Below are 17,715 nucleotides of genomic sequence, written 5' to 3' on the forward strand. Positions count from 1 at the left end.
GAGAAAATTATCATTACCGGAGACTGCCATGTCGACTCCAGAAATACCTAAAAAAGTTCCCCAATTCTCGGCACTTAAGCTCAGCCCGGTTCCGCCAAAAGAGGACTGCTGCTGCGAGGGCGCATGCGAAACGCAAACTCAAACGCTGCCTGAAAGCGGCAATCACTACAGCTGGGTCGTCAACGGCATGGACTGCGCGGCCTGCGCCCGCAAAGTGGAAAACGCGGTGAAGCAGGTGCCGGGCGTGAGCCACGTTCAGGTGCTGTTCGCTACCGAAAAGCTGCTGGTCAGCGCCGAAAACGACGTCAGCAGACAGGTTGAAGCCGCCGTCAGCAAAGCGGGTTATACCCTCCGCAGCGAAACGGCGCCCGCAGAAAAAACGTCCCCGCTAAAAGAAAACCTGCCCCTTATCACCCTCATCATGATGTTGGCCCTGAGCTGGGGGCTGGAGCAGATCAACCACCCGTTCGGCAACCTGGCGTTTATCGCCACCACGCTGGTTGGCCTGTTCCCGATTGCCCGTCAGGCGCTGCGTCTGATGAGAAGCGGCAGCTGGTTTGCCATCGAAACGCTGATGAGCGTGGCGGCTATCGGGGCGCTGTTTATTGGCGCGACGGCGGAAGCGGCGATGGTGCTGCTGCTGTTCTTAATTGGCGAACGCCTTGAGGGCTGGGCGGCGAGCCGGGCGCGTAAAGGGGTGAGCGCGCTGATGGCGCTAAAGCCGGAAACCGCCACGCGGGTTATTGATGGTCAGCGTGAAACGGTCGCCATCAACACCCTGCGCCCGGGTGACGTGATTGAAGTGCCCGCAGGCGGACGTCTGCCAGCCGATGGGGCCCTCGTTACCGCCACCGCAAGTTTTGACGAAAGTGCCCTGACCGGGGAATCCATCCCGGTTGCGCGCGCGGCGGGTGAAAAGGTGCCTGCGGGCGCCACCAGCGTCGACCGACTGGTGCAGTTGACGGTCCTTTCCGAACCGGGCGACAGTGCCATCGACCGCATCCTCAGGCTGATTGAAGAGGCCGAGGAGCGCCGCGCGCCGGTAGAACGCTTTATCGATCGCTTCAGCCGGATTTACACCCCCGCCATCATGCTGGTGGCGCTGCTGGTCACCGTCGTCCCGCCGCTGTTCTTCGGCGCACCGTGGGAGGGCTGGATTTACAAAGGGCTGACGCTGCTGCTGATCGGCTGTCCGTGTGCGCTGGTGATCTCCACCCCGGCGGCGATTACCTCCGGGCTGGCGGCGGCGGCACGTCGCGGGGCGCTGATTAAGGGCGGCGCGGCGCTGGAGCAACTGAGCCAGGTCCAGCACATCGCCTTCGATAAAACCGGCACGCTGACCGTCGGCAAGCCGCAGGTGACCGGCGTGTATCCGCAGGACATCAGTGAAGACGCCCTGCTGACGCTGGCCGCTGCCGTGGAGCAGGGCTCCACCCACCCTCTGGCGCAGGCGATTGTACGTGAAGCGAAGGGGCGCGGGCTGAACATCCCTCCGGCAACGGCCCAGCGAGCGCTGGTCGGGTCAGGGATTGAGGCTGTGGTCGAAGGCAAAAAAGTGCTGATCGCCGCGGCGGACGCGCGCTCTACTCCACAGGTTGAGGCGCTGGAGCAGACCGGGCAGACGGTCATTACCGTGATGCAGGACGGTGTGCCGATGGGCATGCTGGCGCTGCGCGACACCCTGCGTGACGATGCGAAAGAGGCCGTCGACGCACTGCACAGGCTGGGAGTACAGGGCGTGATCCTGACCGGCGATAATCCGCGCGCGGCGGCGGCGATTGCCGGCGAGCTGGGGCTGGAGTTTAAGGCCGGATTGTTGCCTGCGGATAAAGTCAGCGCGGTAACCGAGCTGAACAGCAACGCCCCGCTGGCGATGGTCGGGGACGGAATAAACGATGCCCCGGCAATGAAAGCTTCCAGCATCGGCATTGCGATGGGCAGCGGCACCGACGTGGCACTGGAGACCGCCGACGCGGCGCTGACGCACAACCGCCTGACCGGGCTGGCGCAGATGATAGAACTTGCGCGGGCAACGCGCGCCAATATTCGGCAGAACATCGCCATTGCGCTGGGTCTGAAGGGGATTTTCCTGGTCACCACGCTGCTCGGCATGACCGGACTGTGGCTGGCGGTACTGGCGGATACGGGGGCGACGGTGCTGGTTACGGCGAACGCGTTGCGGTTGTTGCGTCAAAGGTAAAAGTGAAACGGCAACCGGGTTGCCGTTTCTCGTGTTTGCCCCCTCTCCCCGCGGGAGAGGGCCGGGGTGAGGGCATCAGGCCGCACGCGTCACTGCATTCCTAACAGCCCCGGCAACCACAATGAAATCGCCGGAATGTACGTCACCATCCCCAGCACGACCAGCAACATACCGTAAAACGGCAGCATCGCCCGCACCACGTGTTCGATCTTCTGCTTACTCACCGCGCTCGCCACGAACAGCACCGACCCGACCGGCGGCGTGATCAGCCCAATCCCCAGGTTAACCATCATGATCATCCCAAAATGCACCGGGTCGATACCCAGTGCATTGGTCACCGGCAGCAGCACCGGTGTCAGGATCAGGATGATAGGCGCCATGTCCATCAGCGTGCCAATCAGCAGCAGCATGATGTTGAGGTACATGAGGATCACGTACTTGTTATCGGAGAGCGATGTGAAGAATTCGGTGATGCGCATCGGCAGTTGCATGTAGGTCATCACCGCCCCAAACGCCGCGGCAAAGCCGATTAAAATCATCACGATGGTGACGGTTTTCACCGTGCGGCACATCAGCTTCGGCAGTTCGCTCCACTTGTAGTCGCGGTAGATAAACATGGTGACGAAGAACGCCCACAGGCAGGCCACGGCGGCAGATTCGGTGGCGGTAAAAATCCCGGACAAGATCCCGCCGAGGATAATCACCACCGTCATCAGCCCCCACAGGGCATCGAGCATAATTTTCAGCGCCTGCCTGAACGGGATTTTGTCCCCCTTCGGGTAGCCGCGCTTGCGGGCGAAGCACAGGCAGAGCACCATCAGGCTCACCCCCAGCAGCAGGCCCGGCAGCACGCCCGCGATAAACAGCGTGGCGATGGAGACCGTTCCCCCCGCCGCCAGGGAGTAAATCACCGAGTTGTGGCTGGGCGGGATCAGAATCGCCTGCACCGACCCGCTGGCCGTCACCGCCGCCGCGTATTCGCGCGGATAACCCTTCTTCTCCATCTCCGGGATCATCACGCTGCCGATAGACGCCGTATCCGCCACCGACGAGCCGGAAATCGCGCCGAAGAACGTCGAGGCGACAATGTTCACCAGCGACAGCCCACCGCGGATAAAGCCGACGAACACGTAGGCGAAATTCACCAGCCGTCGGGCAATGCCCCCTTCCGCCATGATCGCCCCGGCAAGAATGAAGAACGGGATTGCCAGCAGGGTAAATTTATTGACCCCGCTGGTGATCTGGATCATCAGCGCCTCCAGCGGCAGGTCAATCCACAGCGCGCCCGCCACGGCGCTTAAGCCGACGGCGAAGGCCACCGGCATCCCCAGCGCCAGCAAAATGGCGAGGGTGAATAACAAAACAAAAGCATCCATTGTTCACCCCTTAACTGTGATTGCCGATCAGCACGACCGGACGGTTTTCCTGCGAGCCAAACAGCAGGCGTTCAAGCACAAACAGGATCAAAATGGCCGACCCGACAGGCAGAGGCAGATAGCTTTCGCCGGAGGTCAGGAGCGGAAACTCCGCCACCGGCTGCTCCCACAGCTCGACGCACAGCCAGTAGCTGTACCAGCACATCAGGCCAGAAATCAGCAGCATCAGCAGATCCACTACCCGCGCGCACAGCCTTTGCAGCGACGCGGGCAGGCGGTCGGTAAGCATGTTGACCGCAATATGCGACCCGGCGCGGTAGCTCACCGCCGCGCCGATGAAGGTAAACGTCACCATGCAGATAATGGCGATCGGTTCCGGCCAGGATTCGCCGCGATTGAGCACGTAGCGTGAGAAGATGCCGATGGGGATGACAATCGTCATCACCAGCAGCGAGAGACCCGCCACCGCCATGGCGAGCAGGTACAGACGATCCATCCACTTCAGGTAGAGTTCGGACATACGTACTCCGGATTACTGAACGTCAGCGATGGCTTTCATCAGATCCTGATGCTTGTCGCCATACTGCGCGCGCACCGGCTCAGTGGCTTTGATGAACACCGTTTTGTCGATATCGTGGAACTTCACGCCGCCAGCCTTCATTTTTGCCAGCGCCTGGTCGTTATACGCATTCCACAGCTTGCGCTGCTCGAACTGCGCTTCGCGGGCCAGCGTCAGGATCTTTTGCTGTTCGTCAGCGCTGAGCTTGTCCCATTTCACTTTGGAGTAGAGCAGCATTTCCGGAGTGATAAAGTGGCCGCTCAGCGTGTAGTTTTTGGCGATCGGCATGTAGTTGTGGGCGATAAAGGTTGGCGGGTTGTTCTCCGCGCCATCGATCACCCCGGTCTGCATGCCGCTGTAAACCTCGCTGACGCCCATCGCCACCGAGTTCGCCCCCATCGCTTTCAGCGTGGCCAGCGCCACCGGGCTACCCTGAACGCGGATCTTCTTCCCTTTCAGGTCTTCCGGTTTAACGATTGGCTCTTTGGTGATCAGGTTGCGGGTGCCGGAATCCATCCAGCCGAGGAAGACCAGGCGCGATTTCGGGTTGGCGGTCAGCTTGTCCCCAATCTGCTTGCCGATATCCCCGTCGATCACCTTGTGCATGTGGTCTTCATCGCGGAATACGTAGGGCAGCGTAAACACTTCGATATCCGGCAGGATGGCGGCAACCGGCGCCATAGAGACGCGGATCATGTCTATCGCCCCCATCTGCGCCTGCTCAATCATCTGCTTTTCATCCCCCAGCACGCCGCCGGGGAAGACCTTAATCTCCAGCTTGCCATCGGTTTGTTGTTTGAGTTTTTCACCCATCTGCTGAACCGCCACCACGTTCGGGTAGCCTTCAGGATGCACATCGGCGGCTTTGATGGTCTGGGCAGAAACGGTGCAGGCAAAAGCAGACAGGCACAGAGCAGCCAGTAACGGCTTGAGGGTCGTTTTCATTGAGTCAACTCCAGGGTAGTGAAATAAGCGTTAAAACGATGTTTTAGTTTTTGACGTTTAAAAATTAGACTACGGCTGGAAAAAGGAGGGTGAAGCGCCTCACAAAAAGCGCGAAATTTTGAAACGATGGTTCGAAATTGTGATGAGTACTTGTCGGGTGGCGGCTGCGCCTTACCCGACCTACTACACCCGTAGGCCCGTGCAAGCGAAGCGCCGCCGGGCATCAGGCCGCACTTACCCCTTACGAATCAAATATCGGTACGGCAAGGTCTCGGTTTGCTGCGCTACCAGTTCATGCTCCATAAAGGTACAAAAGCCGGGGATATCGCGGGTGGTAGCCGGGTCATCGGCGACGATTAGCAGCGTTTCGCCGCTCTGCATGTTACGGACGGTCTTACGCACCATCATTACCGGCTCCGGGCAACGGAGGCCCTGAGCATCAAGCGTGTGGTCTGGGCTGGAAAACAGGTCGGTCATGTTCTTCTCGTTCAGGTAAAAACGGCTGTAGTTTACGCCCCGCTATCGCCAATGCAAACCAGGTTAACGATTGCGTGAAAATTAGCCATTGCAAAGTGTCGTCAAAGCAGTATCATGCGGCGGCTTTATTGGGTTCCCTCACCCCAAATATTAATCAAAAAGGTACAATATGAACTCCTTTACACAATCGCAGCGCGTCAAGGCGTTGTTCTGGCTTTCGCTATTTCATCTGCTGGTGATCATCTCCAGTAACTATCTGGTACAGCTCCCCATCTCCATTTTTGGTTTCCATACCACCTGGGGCGCGTTCAGTTTCCCGTTTATTTTCCTTGCGACGGATTTAACCGTGCGTATTTTTGGCGCACCGCTGGCGCGGCGGATTATTTTTGCGGTGATGATCCCGGCACTGTTTGTCTCCTACGCCATCTCCTCGCTGTTTTACATGGGAAGCTGGCAGGGCTTCGAAGCCCTGACGCATTTCAACCTGTTCGTCGCGCGTATTGCCGCCGCCAGCTTTATGGCCTATGCCCTGGGGCAGATCCTCGATGTCCACGTGTTTAACCGCCTGCGTCAGAACCATCGCTGGTGGATGGCACCAACGGCTTCCACGCTGTTCGGTAACGTGAGCGATACGCTGGCCTTCTTCTTCATTGCCTTCTGGCGCAGCCCGGACGCCTTCATGGCAGAACACTGGATGGAAATCGCTCTGGTGGACTACGCCTTTAAGGTGCTTATCAGCCTGGTCTTCTTCCTGCCGATGTACGGCGTGCTGTTGAATATGCTGCTGAAAAGACTGGCAGATAAATCTGAAATCTCCGCATTGCAGGCAGGTTAAGGGTTCGCTTTATCAGTTGTGATAAGATGAACGAATGAGCCGCTATGGCCGTTTATCGAAAGGAAGAAGTCAATGCGCAATCTGGTTAAATATGTCGGGATTGGCCTGCTGGTTGTTGGCCTTGCAGCCTGTGATAACAGCGACACCAAAACGCCTGCTCAGGGCGCGTCAGCAGAAAGCAACGCCACCGGTCAGCCGGTGAGCCTGATGGATGGCAAACTCAGTTTCTCTCTGCCCGCGGACATGACCGATCAGAGCGGTAAGCTGGGCACCCAGGCGAACAACATGCACGTCTACTCCGATGCCACCGGGCAAAAAGCAGTCATTGTGATTGTCGGTGACGATACCAGCGAAGATCTGGGTGTGCTGTCCAAACGTCTGGAAGATCAGCAGCGCAGCCGCGACCCGCAGCTTCAGGTGGTGACCAATAAGTCTATCGAGCTGAAAGGCCACACGCTGCAACAGCTGGACAGCATCATCTCCGCCAAAGGCCAGACCGCTTACTCCTCCGTGGTTCTCGGCAAGGTAGATAATAAACTGCTGACCATGCAGATCACTCTGCCTGCAGATAATCAGCAAAAAGCGCAGGCAACCGCTGAAAACATCATTAACACCCTCGTGATCCAGTAATCGTTCACCAGGATGACGTGGCCTCCGTCGCTTGCGCCGGGGGCCATTTTTTTTCCATGACTTTAAGACTAACGCTCCAGACGAAGCGAATCCGGCGCACTACAATTAGCAAGCCCCCCGGAAAAAGGAATTCTTATGACTGCCAGCCCGCCCGACAAAGCCGGACTTCATATTTTATTAAAACTCGCCTGCCTGGTGGTTATCCTTGCGGGTATCCATGCGGCGGCGGATATCATTGTTCAGCTTCTGCTGGCGCTGTTTTTCGCCATCGTCCTCAACCCGCTGGTGACGTGGTTTTTACGCCGGGGCATCAGCCGCCCGGTCGCGATTACCATTGTGGTGATGGTGATGCTGGTTGTCCTGACGGCGCTGTTCGGCGTGCTCGCCGCCTCGCTGAGCGAATTTTCCACCATGCTGCCGCAGTACAATAAAGAGCTGACGCGCAAGCTGGTCGATCTCCAGCGCATGTTGCCGTTCGTGAATCTGCATATCTCACCGGAACGGATGCTGCGCCGGATGGATTCCGAGAAGGTGATGACCTACGCCACCACGTTGATGACCGGGCTTTCCGGGGCAATGGCCAGCATTCTGCTGCTGGTGATGACGGTGGTGTTTATGCTGTTCGAAGTGCGCCACGTGCCGTATAAGCTGCGTTTTGCCCTGAACAATCCGCAGATCCACATTGCCGGCTTGCATCGCGCGCTGAAGGGTGTGTCCAAATATCTGGCGCTGAAAACGCTGTTAAGCCTGTGGACCGGCGTGATCGTCTGGCTGGGGCTGGTGCTGCTGGACGTGCAGTTCGCGCTGATGTGGGGCGTGCTGGCGTTTTTACTGAACTACGTGCCCAATATCGGCGCGGTGCTTTCTGCCGTTCCGCCGATGATCCAGGCGTTCCTGTTTAACGGTTTTTATGAGTGCATGCTGGTAGGAGCGCTGTTCCTTGTCGTGCATATGGTGCTGGGCAATATTCTCGAACCGCGCATGATGGGTCACCGTCTGGGCATGTCGACGATGGTGGTGTTTTTATCGTTACTGATCTGGGGATGGCTGCTGGGACCGGTGGGCATGCTGCTCTCCGTGCCGCTCACCAGCGTCTGTAAAATCTGGATGGAAACCACGAAAGGAGGCAGTAAACTCGCCATCCTGCTGGGTCCGGGTCGGCCAAAAAGCCGTTTGCCGGGATAACCGGGTGGAAAGGGTTAAAAGTGACGTTTATTCGCCAGCGCGACGACAACATTGTACGATGTGCGCAGCAAATCGCGCTGGCGAAGAAAAAGTCACAGAAACAGGTTTATCGCGGACGCGCGTAGATGAAATTTACACTTACCCTTATCGACTGGCAGGCAAGAGCGCCAGGACTCAGCGATGCCGACGAATGGCAGGCATGGTCACGCCGATCTGACGCCATCGATCCTGATGCACCGCTGGCGAAACTGACCGATCTGCCGATGATGACCGCCCGCCGCCTGAATTCAGGCAGCAAGCTGGCCGTTGATCTTGGCCTGATGATGCTGCGCAAACACCGCATCGACGCCGTCGTCTACAGCAGCCGTCACGGGGAGCTGGAACGCAATTTTCGTATTCTCCAGGCCCTGGCGGCAGATCAGCCCGTTTCCCCCACCGATTTTGCCATGTCGGTACACAACTCGGCGGTCGGCAATCTCACTATCGCCGCGCGTCAGCCGGTTGTCTCTTCGTCGGTTTCCGCCGGTATGGATACCTTCCAGCAGAGCTTATGCGAGGTGCTGAGCCTGCTGCATGCGGGCTACTCACGCGTGTTGCTGGTAGATTTCGACGGTCTGCTGCCGGAGTTTTATCACGCCGGGCTGCCGCCGCAGATGCCCGTCTGGCCCTACGCGCTGGCGCTGGTGATTGAGGCCGGAAATACGCTCAGCTGTGAAACGCACGCCAACCGCAGGCCTGAAGAGCCCGCGCTGCCGCAAAGCCTGCAGTTCCTGCGCCATTACCTGCGGGACGAGCGCCAGTTTACCCTGCCGGGCGAGCGCCTGCTGTGGCAATGGACGCGCCAATGAGAGGGTTACGTTCCCGCCTCGATCGGGTATGGCGCATGCTGATGACCGGATTGTGCTTCGCCCTGTTCGGCCTCGGCGGGCTGACGCTGTCGCTGGTGTGGTTTAACCTGCTGCTGATTTTCCAGCGTGACCGCACTCAACGTCGCCGCCTGGCACGCCGCACTATTTCTGCCAGTTTCCGCCTGTTCCTCGCGGTGGTACGCGGTGTAGGGGTACTGGATTACCATTTCAACAACCTGGACGTTTTGCGCGCCGAGCGACGCTGTCTGGTGATTGCGAACCATCCCTCGCTGCTGGACTACGTTTTGCTGGCGTCGGTGATGAACGAAACTGACTGTCTGGTGAAAAGCGCGTTGCTGCGTAACCCGTTCGTCAGCGGCGTGATCCGCGCGGCGGACTATCTGATTAACAGCGAAGCCGACACGCTGCTTGCCGCAAGCCAGCAGCGTCTGGCCCAGGGCGACACCCTGCTTATCTTCCCTGAAGGCACCCGCACCCGGGTGGGGGAAGCCATTACCCTGCAGCGTGGGGCGGCGAATATCGCCGTTCGCTGCAACAGCGCCGTGCGCGTGGTGGTGATCCACTGTAGCGAACGGATGCTGGATAAACAGAGCAGCTGGTATAACGTGCCCCCCAACAAACCTGTTTTCACCGTGGATGTTCGCGAACGCATCAACATTCATGATTTTTATGATGCGAGTCAGCACGAACCCGCGCTGGCGGCAAGGCAGTTAAACCGGCATATGCAGCATCAGTTAACAACCGGTCTTCAATCTTTGTCAGGAACGAAAGATGCAAGCGCTCTATCTTGAAATTAAGAATCTCATTATCTCTACGCTGAATCTGGAAGAACTTACCCCAGAGGATATTGATACAGACGCCGCGCTCTTTGGCGACGGCCTCGGTCTGGACTCAATCGACGCCCTTGAGCTGGGGCTGGCGGTAAAAAATCAGTACGGCGTAGTGCTTTCTGCCGAAAGTGACGAGATGCGTCAGCACTTCTATTCCGTTGCCACGCTCGCGGCTTTTATTCATCAACAACGCGCCTGAGAATGACCGCTATGACAGAACAACAAACGATTTATCAGGAAGTCTCTGCGCTTCTTATTACGCTGTTTGAAGTCGCCCCGGAGGATATTACCCCTGAGGCACGGCTTTACGAGGATCTGGATCTCGACAGCATTGATGCCGTCGATATGGTAGTGCACCTGCAAAAGAAAACGGGCCATAAAATCAAGCCCGAAACCTTCAAAGCGGTGCGCACGGTGCAGGACGTCGTGGACGTTGTGGAACAGCTTCAGCGCGACGCGTAACGTGCGTTCGATTCCAGTTCTTCCCGCCCTGACGGGGCTGATGCTGCTGGCATGGCCGTTTTTGATCGGCTTTGGGCTGGCGAATAATAGCCTGCACGGGATACTGCCCGTGATGGCGCTGGTGCTGCTGTTACGCGTCTGCCAGGCCCGTCGGCAGGGCGGTCCCCTGCGTTATCTTTTCGTGAGCGTGGCGCTGGCTGGCATAGCGCTTTGCGCGGCGAGTTACGTCCTGCACGCGCACCAGTGGGTGCTGTTTTATCCGGTGGTGGTGAATCTGGTGATGCTGGTGGTGTTTGGTGGTTCGCTGTGGACGGCAATGCCTGTCGTTGAACGGCTGGCGCGCCTGCGTGAACCGGACCTCTCCCCTGTCGGGGTACGTTACACGCGCCGGGTTACCCGGGTCTGGTGCGGCTTTTTTATTATTAACGGGGCGATCGCGCTGTTTACCGTATTACACGCTGATATCCGTCTCTGGACGCTGTGGAACGGGATGATTGCCTATCTCCTGATGGGCACGCTGATGGCCGGCGAGTGGCTGGTGCGACAACGGGTGATGAAAAACGATGCTTAACCCTCTCCCGCTTAGCCAGTGGCTCAGTGCGCCCCGCCCTGACGACACCCCTGTCGCCTGGCAGGACAACCATCTCTGGACGCTTGGCGATCTGCGCCACGATGTCACTCAGCTGGTCGACACGCTGCATGATGAAGAAGGCGAGCGCTGGGCGCTGTGCATCGAAAACGGCTATCTGTTTATTGTCGCGCTGCTGGCGACGCTGCATGCGGGTAAAACGCCGGTCCTCCCCGGGCACAACCGGGCGGCGCAGCTTAACGAACAGCGGGCGCTGTTCAGCGGCGTCCTGAGCGACACCACGCTCGATTTTCAGGGGCGACAGCTGCGGGTGGCTTCCGCTCAGCGGGCAGGCCATCCCTTTTCACCGCTGCCTGCCATCGATGAGATGCGCACGATCGAGCTTTACACCTCCGGCTCGACCGGCACGCCGCAGCGGGTGAGTAAGCCGGTGGTCAGCCTGGATCGTGAGGCTCGTCTGCTGGCGGAACATTTTGGCGAGCGTCTGGCAGGCTGTCACGTCGTCGCTTCCGTGGTGCTGCACCACCTGTATGGCCTGACGTTTCGTGTCGTCTTACCCATGGCGCTCGGCCTGCCGCTGCACGCCAGCCTGCTAAACTATGCCGAGCAGCTCTCTGCCCTTCCCGACAATAAACGCTATCTTTTCATCAGCAGTCCGGCGTTTCTCAAGCGGCTGGACGCGTCACTGACGCCGCCCCCCGTCAACCTGCTCTTCTCCGCTGGCGGCGCGCTGCCCTGGCAGGAGGTCGCCGCGGTTCAGGCCTGGCTCAACGTCTGGCCGGATGAAATATATGGCAGCACAGAAACGGGGGTTATGGCCTGGCGCTACCGTCAGGAGGAAAGCATCCGCTGGCAGCCTTTCCCCGGCGTGACGTTTCACGGCGATCGCGTGACGTCTCCGCTGATCCCCGAGGCGGAGGGGGTCCTGCTGGATGATATCCTGCACTTCACGGCTGACGGGCAGTTCAGCCTCGTCGGGCGCCGCGGTCGGGTGGTCAAAATTGAAGATAAGCGCATTTCGCTCGATGACATTGAGCGCCGCCTGCTGGCGCTGGACGGCATCCGCGAAGCCGCCGCGCTGACGGTGACGCGCGGCGGGCGTCAGGGTATTGGCGTATTGCTGGTGCTGAATGAAGCGGTGCGTCAGCAACACGAACAGAGCAAAAAAGCGCAGGAGCTCGCCTGGCGTCGCGCCCTTCGCCCCTGGCTTGAACCGGTTGCCGTGCCGCGCTACTGGCGGATCGTTGATGAAATTCCGGTCAACAGCATGAACAAGCGCGTAACTGCGCAGCTACAGGAGTTGTTTCATGAAAATCCCTGAAATCGAACGCCGCGAGCCTGGCCCCGGGTATCTGGAGATAACCCTTTATCTTGATCCTGACCTGCTCTGGTTTAAGGGACATTTCGCCGTACAGCCGCTGCTGCCGGGCGTGGCCCAGCTCGACTGGGTAATGCATTACGCTGCCGCGCTGGCGCCGGGCTACCGTTTTCACAGTATTCAGAACGTGAAGTTCGCCGCCCCGCTGTTGCCGGAGAATACGGTCACGCTGCTCCTTGCCTGGCAGCCCGAACGCGAGATGCTGACCTTTAGCTACCAGCGCCATGCGGGTAACGAGCGCCACACCGCCAGCAGCGGGAAGATTCGCTTATGTCAGTAACCTTCCGTCCCTGCGTGCTGATCCCGTGCTATAACCACGGGGCGATGATGGCTTCGGTGCTGGCGCGCCTGGCGCCTTTCGATCTGCCCTGTCTGGTGGTGGACGACGGCAGCGATGAAACCACGCGCCGCACGCTTGAAGCGCTGGCGGCGGATCGTCCGCAGGTCACGCTGCTGCGCCTCGCCGAAAACAGCGGCAAAGGCGCGGCGGTGATGCAGGGGCTGAAAGCCTGTGCCGATCGCGGCTTCACCCACGCCGTTCAGGTGGACGCTGACGGCCAGCACGCTATTGAAGACATCCCCAAACTGCTGGCGCTGGCCGAACGCCATCCCGATGCGCTCATTTCCGGTCAGCCCGTTTATGATGACTCGATCCCCCGTTCGCGCCTGTACGGGCGCTGGATTACACACGTCTGGGTCTGGATTGAAACCCTCTCCCTGCAACTAAAAGACAGCATGTGCGGGTTTCGCGTTTACCCGATAGCGCCGGTAATGCGTTTGGCGGCGGGCACGCCGCTCGGCTGGCGGATGGATTTTGATACTGAAGTGATGGTGCGCCTCTACTGGCAGGGCAACACCAGCTATTTTCTGCCCACCCGCGTGACCTATCCGCCGGACGGGGTATCCCATTTCGATGCCCTGAAAGACAACGTGCGCATCTCGTTGATGCATACCCGTCTGTTTCTCGGCATGCTGCCGCGCATTCCTTCCCTGCTGATGCGTCGCCGCTCGCAGCACTGGGCGCAGCAGCAGGAGGTGAAAGGATTATGGGGCATGCGCCTGATGTTGCGCGTCTGGCAGTTGCTGGGGCGAAAGGCGTTTACCATCCTGCTGTGGCCGGTTACGGGCGTCTACTGGCTGACCGCCCGCGCTGCGCGTCAGGCGTCGCAGCAGTGGCTGACGCGGGTTAAAACGGTGATGGCACAGCGGCAAATGCCGCAACCCGCACGGCTTAACAGTTTTTTCCACTTCCTGCGCTTCGGTCATGCCATGCTGAACAAAGTGGCCAGCTGGCGCGGCGAAATGAAGCTTCATCGCGATCTGGTCTTTGCGCCAGGCGCGCAGGAGGCGCTGGGTCTTGACGATCCTCAGGGCAAACTGCTGCTCGCGTCGCATCTTGGCGATGTGGAAGCCTGCCGGGCGCTGGCCCAGCGCGAAGGGGCGAAAACCATCAACGCGCTGGTCTTTAGCGACAATGCTCAGCGTTTTAAACAGGTGATGGAGGAGATGGCGCCGCAGGCGGGCATTCACCTGATGCCGGTCACCGACATTGGCCCGGAGACCGCCATCCTCATTAAAGAGAAGCTGGATCGCGGCGAATGGGTGGCGATCGTGGGCGATCGCATCGCCGTCACCCCGCAGCGCGGCGGCAGCTGGCGGGTGATATGGAGCGAATTTATGGGCCAGCCCGCGCCGTTCCCGCAGGGACCGTTTATCCTGGCGTCCCTATTGCGCTGCCCGGTGGTGCTGATTTTTGCCCTCTGCCAGCAGGGAAAGCTGACCCTGCACTGCGAGCCGTTTGCCGACCCGCTGCTGCTGCCGCGCGGCGAACGCCAGCAGGCGCTACAGCAGACCGTCGATCGCTATGCGCAGCGGCTGGAGCATTACGCGCTCTTGTCGCCGCTCGACTGGTTTAATTTTTTCGATTTCTGGCAGCTGCCAGAGGTCAACGAGAAGGAGTAAAGGGTGCTGACCGATCCCCGCTTTACGGCTGAAGTTGAAATCACCGTTCCGTTCCACGACGTCGATATGATGGGCGTGGTGTGGCACGGCAACTATTTCCGCTATTTTGAGATTGCCCGCGAAGCGCTGCTCAACCAGTTTGATTACGGCTATCGCCAGATGAAAGCGTCCGGCTACGTCTGGCCGGTGGTGGATACCCGTGTGAAATACCGCGACGCGGTGACCTTCGAGCAGCGCATTCGCGTCCGCGCCCGCATTGAAGAGGTTGAAAACCGTCTGCGCATCGCCTATCAAATCTTCGACGCGCAAACCGGGAAACGCACCACCACCGGCTACACCATTCAGGTGGCGGTGGAAGAAGCAAGCCGGGAGATGTGCTTTGTCAGCCCGGCCATTCTGTTCGAACGCATGGGGATCGCGCCATGAAGTGGATAACGCTACTCGCGCTGCTGGTAAGCCCGCTGGTGAACGCGGTCACGCTGGATGAACTGCAACAGCGGTTTGCGGAGCAACCGGTGGTGCGCGCACACTTCGAACAGACCCGCACGATCAAGGACATGCCTCAGCCCCTGCGCTCGCAGGGGGAGATGCTGATCGCCCGTGACAATGGCCTGCTGTGGGATCAAAAAGCGCCGTTCCCGATGACGCTGCTGCTGGATGACAAACGGATGGTGCAAATCGTCAACGGTCAGCCGCCGCAGACCATTACCGCCGACACTAACCCGCAGATGTTCCAGTTCAACCATCTGCTGCGGGCGCTGTTCCAGGCCGACCGCAAGGTGCTGGAAGAGAACTTCCGCATCGATTTCAAAGACCTGGGCGAAGGCCGCTGGTCGCTGGTGCTGACGCCCGTTACCACGCCGCTGGACAAGATTTTCTCCACCCTTGATTTGAAGGGCGCGATCTATCTGGAATCCATTCGCCTGAACGATAAGCAGGGCGACACGACGGATATCGCCCTCTCCCGCCACCAACTGACGCCCGCCCGCCTGACCGATGCAGAACGCCAGCGCTTTGCCGCACCGTAACGCTCTGCGCCCGGCGCTGCTGTGGGCCGTGGTATGCCTGATCCTGCTGGGCGTGCTGCTGTCGCTGCTGCCCGGCGCGCGGCTGAACAGCAGCGTGCTCGCCATGCTGCCGAAACAGACGCTCGGCGCGATCCCTCCCGCCCTCAACGACGGATTTATGCAGCGCCTCGACCGCCAGCTCATCTGGCTGGTCAGCCCCGGTAAACAGCCGGACCCGCGCGTGGCGCAGCAGTGGTTAACTCTGCTGCAACGCAGCCAGGCGCTGAGTGTCGTAAAAGGTCCGCTGGATGCCGCCGGGCAACAGGCCTGGGGAGATTTCTTCTGGCAGCACCGCAATGGCCTGGTCGATCCGGCCACCCGCGCCCGCCTGCAAAACGGCGGTGAAGCGCAGGCTCAGTGGATCCTGTCCCAACTCTACTCCGCCTTTTCCGGCGTGAGCGGCAAGGAGCTGCAAAACGATCCGCTGATGCTGATGCGCGGCGCGCAGCTCGCGCTGGCGAAGAACAGCCAGAAGATGCAGCTGATGGACGGCTGGCTGGTGACAAAAGATGCGGCCGGGAACTACTGGTATCTGCTGCACGGCGAGCTGGCAGGCTCTTCATGATGCTGGCCCCCTTCCCCGGCATTCGTCAGATGGCGGTGTTCGCCGCCGCAGGGCTGAGCGCCTCGTGCCTGACGGTAATTTTCTGGCACCCGTGGTTGTGCCGTGGCATGCCGGTTCGCCCGATCCCCCTGAGAGGGATGATGCAGCGCTGGCTGAACGCCTGGCGCGACAGCAAAGCCCTCTCCGTCGGGCTGCCGGTAGCACTGGCGCTGCTCTCCGCCATCGGGATCGCCAGCCTGCGGGTGGATGACGATATCGCCCGGCTTCAGGCGCTGCCGCAGGACATTCTGGCGCAGGAAAAAACCATCACCGCCCTGACCGGGCAAAATGTCGATCAGAAGTGGTTCGTGGTGTATGGCGCGTCGGCTCAGGAAACGCTGGAGCGGCTGGAGGCGTTTGCCCCGGCGCTGGCGCAGGCGCAAAAAGCCGGAGAATTAAACCGCTGGCGCACCCTGCCGCTGAACTCGCTGGCGCGGCAGAACAGCGATCTGCAACTTCTGCGTAACGCCGCACCGACAGTGACGAAAATGCTGCAAAGCACGGGGCTGAATGCCGTCGCCCCGAATCTGAACGCCATGCCTGTCAGCGTGGAGGCGTGGCTCGCCAGCCCGGCCAGCGAGGGCTGGCGTTTGCTGTGGCTGACGCTGCCGAACGGCAAAAGCGGTGTGCTGGTCCCGGTCGATGGCGTCAGAAACAGCGCTGCGCTCGGTGAGCTGGCCGCCCGCCATCCCGGAGTCGTCTGGGTTGACCGTAAGGCCAGCTTCGACAGCCTGTTTGCACTCTACCGCGCGCTGCTGACGGGGCTGCTGGGCGTGGCGCTGGCGGTGATTGCCTGCGGCGCGGTGGTGCGCCTCGGCTGGCGAAAAGGGCTGGTGGCGCTGGTGCCGTCCGTGCTGTCGCTGGGCGGCGGGCTGGCGGCGCTGGCCGTGACGGGCCATCCGGTGAACCTGTTTTCCCTGCTGGCGCTGGTGCTGGTCCTCGGCATTGGCATCAACTACACGCTGTTTTTCAGCAACCCGCGCGGCACGCCGCTGACCTCCATGCTGGCGATTACCCTCGCCATGATGACCACCCTGCTGACGCTGGGAATGCTGGTGTTCAGCACCACTCAGGCCATCAGCAGCTTTGGCATTGTGCTGGTGAGCGGTATCTTCACCGCGTTCCTGCTCGCCCCGCTGGCGATGCCGACTAACAAAGAGAACTTACCATGACCCGTTTCATTCGCCTGGCGGCAGTGATGATGGCCCTGTTGCTGGCGGGGTGTAGCCATACGACGAACCGCGATGACGCGCGCCCTCAGGCCTGGCTCCAGCCCGGCACCCGCGTCACGCTGCCACCGCCGGGCATCACGCCTGCCATCCGCGCGCAGCAGTTGCTTACCGGCAGTTTTAAAGGCCAGACCCAGTCGCTGCTGGTGATGCTGAACGCCGATGGCGATAAAGTGACGCTTGCCGGCCTCTCCTCCGTCGGGATCCGCCTGTTCCTCGCCACCTACGACGACACCGGGATCCACACCGAGCAGTCGGTTGTGATGCCGCAGCTGCCGCCCGCCAGCCAGGTGCTGGCCGACGTGATGCTGAGCCACTGGCCGCTCAGCGCCTGGCAGCCGCAGTTGCCGAAAGGCTGGACGCTGAACGATACTGACACCAGACGCGAACTGCGCAACCCCGATGGCAAACTGGTCACGGAAATTGCCTACCTGAACCGTAACGGCAGGCGCGAACCGATTAGCATTGTGCAGCACGCTTTTCACTACCACATCACCATTCAATATCTGGGTGACTGA

The 17,715-nt window shown here is 60.1% G+C and carries 19 protein-coding genes and 1 pseudogene; 16 read left to right on the forward strand and 4 right to left on the reverse strand.

Annotated features, from left to right (window positions below):
* Positions 1-28 precede the first annotated feature (28 nt).
* Positions 29-2,200: a Zn(II)/Cd(II)/Pb(II) translocating P-type ATPase ZntA gene (gene zntA, locus HWQ15_RS06590; protein ID WP_063149278.1), complete on the forward strand. Its 2,172-nt coding sequence runs from the start codon at positions 29-31 to the stop codon at positions 2,198-2,200.
* 89 nt (positions 2,201-2,289) lie between these two features.
* On the opposite strand, the gene HWQ15_RS06595 is transcribed toward zntA, so the two are convergent.
* The 4 genes from HWQ15_RS06595 to tusA all read right to left on the reverse strand — a co-directional run bounded on the left by HWQ15_RS06595 (position 2,290) and on the right by tusA (position 5,557).
* Positions 2,290-3,576, reverse strand: a complete 1,287-nt coding sequence (locus tag HWQ15_RS06595) for a TRAP transporter large permease (RefSeq protein WP_022649674.1) — start codon at positions 3,574-3,576, stop codon at positions 2,290-2,292.
* Positions 3,577-3,586: 10 nt separating this feature from the next.
* Complete coding sequence (locus tag HWQ15_RS06600; protein ID WP_023298808.1) at positions 3,587-4,096, reverse strand: TRAP transporter small permease; 510 nt, start codon at positions 4,094-4,096, stop codon at positions 3,587-3,589.
* Between the two features lie 12 nt (positions 4,097-4,108).
* Positions 4,109-5,080, reverse strand: a complete 972-nt coding sequence (locus HWQ15_RS06605; protein ID WP_022649675.1) for a TRAP transporter substrate-binding protein — start codon at positions 5,078-5,080, stop codon at positions 4,109-4,111.
* Between the two features lie 234 nt (positions 5,081-5,314).
* Positions 5,315-5,557 (reverse strand): sulfurtransferase TusA, encoded by a 243-nt coding sequence (gene tusA / locus HWQ15_RS06610; RefSeq protein WP_000130627.1) that lies wholly within the window; start codon positions 5,555-5,557, stop codon positions 5,315-5,317.
* A 169-nt stretch (positions 5,558-5,726) separates the two neighbouring features.
* Here tusA and HWQ15_RS06615 point away from each other — a divergent pair, with 169 nt between their 5' ends.
* From HWQ15_RS06615 to HWQ15_RS06685, 15 genes and pseudogenes are all read left to right on the forward strand, one after another.
* Positions 5,727-6,392: a 7-cyano-7-deazaguanine/7-aminomethyl-7-deazaguanine transporter gene (locus HWQ15_RS06615; RefSeq protein WP_022649676.1), complete on the forward strand. Its 666-nt coding sequence runs from the start codon at positions 5,727-5,729 to the stop codon at positions 6,390-6,392.
* A gap of 72 nt (positions 6,393-6,464) precedes the next feature.
* The gene (locus tag HWQ15_RS06620) at positions 6,465-7,022 is read left to right on the forward strand and encodes a DcrB family lipoprotein (protein WP_022649677.1); all 558 of its coding nucleotides are present in this window, start codon (positions 6,465-6,467) and stop codon (positions 7,020-7,022) included.
* A gap of 135 nt (positions 7,023-7,157) precedes the next feature.
* On the forward strand, positions 7,158-8,207 hold the full coding sequence (locus tag HWQ15_RS06625) for an AI-2E family transporter (protein ID WP_003861270.1): 1,050 nt from the start codon (positions 7,158-7,160) through the stop codon (positions 8,205-8,207).
* 125 nt (positions 8,208-8,332) lie between these two features.
* The gene (locus tag HWQ15_RS06630) at positions 8,333-9,055 is read left to right on the forward strand and encodes a beta-ketoacyl synthase chain length factor (protein WP_023307137.1); all 723 of its coding nucleotides are present in this window, start codon (positions 8,333-8,335) and stop codon (positions 9,053-9,055) included.
* Positions 9,052-9,867 carry a 1-acyl-sn-glycerol-3-phosphate acyltransferase gene (locus HWQ15_RS06635; RefSeq protein ID WP_063149277.1) on the forward strand — a complete coding sequence of 272 codons (816 nt, stop codon included), beginning with the start codon at positions 9,052-9,054 and terminating at the stop codon, positions 9,865-9,867. Before HWQ15_RS06630 ends, HWQ15_RS06635 begins: the two co-directional genes overlap by 4 nt.
* Positions 9,848-10,105: a phosphopantetheine-binding protein gene (locus HWQ15_RS06640; protein ID WP_003861263.1), complete on the forward strand. Its 258-nt coding sequence runs from the start codon at positions 9,848-9,850 to the stop codon at positions 10,103-10,105. The genes HWQ15_RS06635 and HWQ15_RS06640 overlap by 20 nt, the downstream gene beginning before the upstream one ends.
* Positions 10,106-10,116: 11 nt before the next feature.
* A complete protein-coding gene (locus tag HWQ15_RS06645) occupies positions 10,117-10,368 on the forward strand; it encodes an acyl carrier protein (RefSeq protein ID WP_022649680.1) in 252 nt (83 codons plus the stop codon).
* On the forward strand, positions 10,340-10,939 hold the full coding sequence (locus HWQ15_RS06650) for a hypothetical protein (RefSeq protein ID WP_038416874.1): 600 nt from the start codon (positions 10,340-10,342) through the stop codon (positions 10,937-10,939). The genes HWQ15_RS06645 and HWQ15_RS06650 overlap by 29 nt, the downstream gene beginning before the upstream one ends.
* The gene (locus HWQ15_RS06655) at positions 10,932-12,278 is read left to right on the forward strand and encodes an AMP-binding protein (protein WP_063149276.1); all 1,347 of its coding nucleotides are present in this window, start codon (positions 10,932-10,934) and stop codon (positions 12,276-12,278) included. Before HWQ15_RS06650 ends, HWQ15_RS06655 begins: the two co-directional genes overlap by 8 nt.
* Positions 12,265-12,615 (forward strand): hydroxymyristoyl-ACP dehydratase, encoded by a 351-nt coding sequence (locus tag HWQ15_RS06660; protein WP_063149275.1) that lies wholly within the window; start codon positions 12,265-12,267, stop codon positions 12,613-12,615. The genes HWQ15_RS06655 and HWQ15_RS06660 overlap by 14 nt, the downstream gene beginning before the upstream one ends.
* Positions 12,606-14,297 carry a glycosyltransferase gene (locus HWQ15_RS06665; protein WP_063149274.1) on the forward strand — a complete coding sequence of 564 codons (1,692 nt, stop codon included), beginning with the start codon at positions 12,606-12,608 and terminating at the stop codon, positions 14,295-14,297. Before HWQ15_RS06660 ends, HWQ15_RS06665 begins: the two co-directional genes overlap by 10 nt.
* Positions 14,298-14,300: 3 nt before the next feature.
* On the forward strand, positions 14,301-14,723 hold the full coding sequence (locus tag HWQ15_RS06670; RefSeq protein WP_023298814.1) for a thioesterase family protein: 423 nt from the start codon (positions 14,301-14,303) through the stop codon (positions 14,721-14,723).
* On the forward strand, positions 14,720-15,325 hold the full coding sequence (locus HWQ15_RS06675) for an outer membrane lipoprotein carrier protein LolA (RefSeq protein WP_017384113.1): 606 nt from the start codon (positions 14,720-14,722) through the stop codon (positions 15,323-15,325). The genes HWQ15_RS06670 and HWQ15_RS06675 overlap by 4 nt, the downstream gene beginning before the upstream one ends.
* A pseudogene (locus HWQ15_RS06680) lies at positions 15,294-17,140 on the forward strand (MMPL family transporter). Before HWQ15_RS06675 ends, HWQ15_RS06680 begins: the two are co-directional and overlap by 32 nt.
* The gene (locus tag HWQ15_RS06685) at positions 17,137-17,715 is read left to right on the forward strand and encodes a DUF3261 domain-containing protein (protein WP_023307143.1); all 579 of its coding nucleotides are present in this window, start codon (positions 17,137-17,139) and stop codon (positions 17,713-17,715) included. The pseudogene HWQ15_RS06680 and the gene HWQ15_RS06685 overlap by 4 nt, the downstream one beginning before the upstream one ends.

This window comes from Enterobacter sp. DSM 30060, from assembly GCF_013375955.1.
In the GTDB taxonomy this organism is placed as follows: domain Bacteria; phylum Pseudomonadota; class Gammaproteobacteria; order Enterobacterales; family Enterobacteriaceae; genus Enterobacter; species Enterobacter intestinihominis.